Origin of the sequence: Neoroseomonas rubea, assembly GCF_016106015.1 — a bacterium.
GTDB lineage: Bacteria > Pseudomonadota > Alphaproteobacteria > Acetobacterales > Acetobacteraceae > Neoroseomonas > Neoroseomonas rubea.
Genome location: NZ_JACADQ010000579.1, coordinates 1 through 1400, shown reverse-complemented (window position 1 = coordinate 1400; position 1400 = coordinate 1). Strand labels below are relative to the sequence as shown.

At 74.9% G+C, this 1400-nt stretch carries 1 protein-coding gene; it reads right to left on the bottom strand.

The window, feature by feature from the left end; genetic code table 11:
- Positions 1–97: 97 nt before the first annotated feature.
- A complete protein-coding gene (locus tag HW577_RS25025; protein ID WP_198378799.1) occupies positions 98–1003 on the bottom strand; it encodes a PHP domain-containing protein in 906 nt (301 codons plus the stop codon).
- Between the last annotated feature and the right edge of the window lie 397 nt (positions 1004–1400).

Genomic DNA, 1400 nt, shown 5'->3' with positions numbered 1-1400 from the left:
CCGGCGCCCGAGCCCGCGCTGCGCGCGGTGGCCTGACACCCCGGGGCGCGCAGGACGCGCGGCGCGCCACGGCGCGATACCGGCCGCGCGGGGCTTGTCAGTCCTCGAAGAACACCGGGTTTGCCCAGGCGCGGCGGCCGGCGGCATCGGCCACGACGATGCGCGCGAAGCCGCCATCGCGGATCTTGGCCAGCGGCAGCCGCGCGCGCGTGGTGCCGGGTGCGACCACCTGCGCGGCGCGCGAGCCGCGGCCGAGCACCATCACGCTCGCCGCCGCCGTGCAGGTGACCTCCACCTCCTCCGCCCTCCAGGCGATGTCATGGATCAGCGGGCCCTGAGTCGCGTAGAAGGCGCCGTCCTTCAGCGCGGCGAGCAGCGCCTCGGGTTCGTTCGCCTCGGCCTTGACCATGAGCCAGCCGCCGAAGGCGTCCATGCAGGCAAAATGGGCGTCGTCGACGGCCAGCAGGCCGACGCGGCGGCCCGCGGCGAGCATCCGGTCGGCGAGATGCGTGCCGTCGCCGCGGTCCGTGCGCAACTGGGAGGTGTGGTTGTAGACCTCCACCGCATGGGCTGCGCCGATGCTGGCGGCGTCTTCGTCGGACAGCGCGTACCAGGCCGGATGCGGGATGGCGACGAAGGCGCCGGCGGCGGCCGCGCGGGCGGCGAGCGCCGGGCCGTCCTCGCCTTGGGGCGTCGGCGCGAAGTCGGGCGGCAGGCCGACGGCGAGGATGTGCCAGAGCTCGCCCAGCGAGGTCGCCGGCGCGTGCAGTTCCGCACCGAGCAGCGTCGTGAAGTGCCGCGTGCGGAAGGGCCGCGTGTCGACGACGGGAAAACCGTACTTCGCCATGAAGTGGTCGGTCAGGGCGAGGAAGTCGTAGCCCGCGTCCCGATAGGTCGCGCAGACGGCCTCGGGGCTGCGCATGCCGTCGGAGGCGGTGGAATGGGTGTGGACGTTGCCCTTCCAGAAGCGTCCGGGTCGGGCGAAGGCTGGGTCGGTAATCATTTCGGGTTCCGGTCGGCTGCGGCGCGCGACTGATGGCACGGCCCGCCGCGTCGCGCACGCGACGCATCGCGGGGTCGGCGTGATGTTCCGATGACGACGCGGCGGCGGCTCACCTGGCCCACCCGCCTCGCCGCCTTGCCGGCATGCCCGTCTCCCACGCGCCTTGCCGGCGCGCCCGTCCCACCGCCTTGCCGGCGCGCCCGTCCCACGCGCCTTGCCGGCGCGATGCGACGCACCGATCATGCGCGGCTCAAAGGGGCGCGGCGCCGATCGGGCGGCGTGTGCGGTTGGGGGGGCAGGGCGATCGGACGCTTAGGCGGTACGCGCGGAGGCGGCACGGGTGGCTGGCGGCGCGGCGCGGCGCTGGCACTGCTTGCCCTGCTCGCGGCCTGCGCCG

Bases quoted from the DNA above. Each gene is read 5' to 3' on its own strand.
- HW577_RS25025 (WP_198378799.1), bottom strand. From the start codon at position 1,003: ATGATTACCGACCCAGCCTTCGCCCGACCCGGACGCTTCTGGAAGGGC.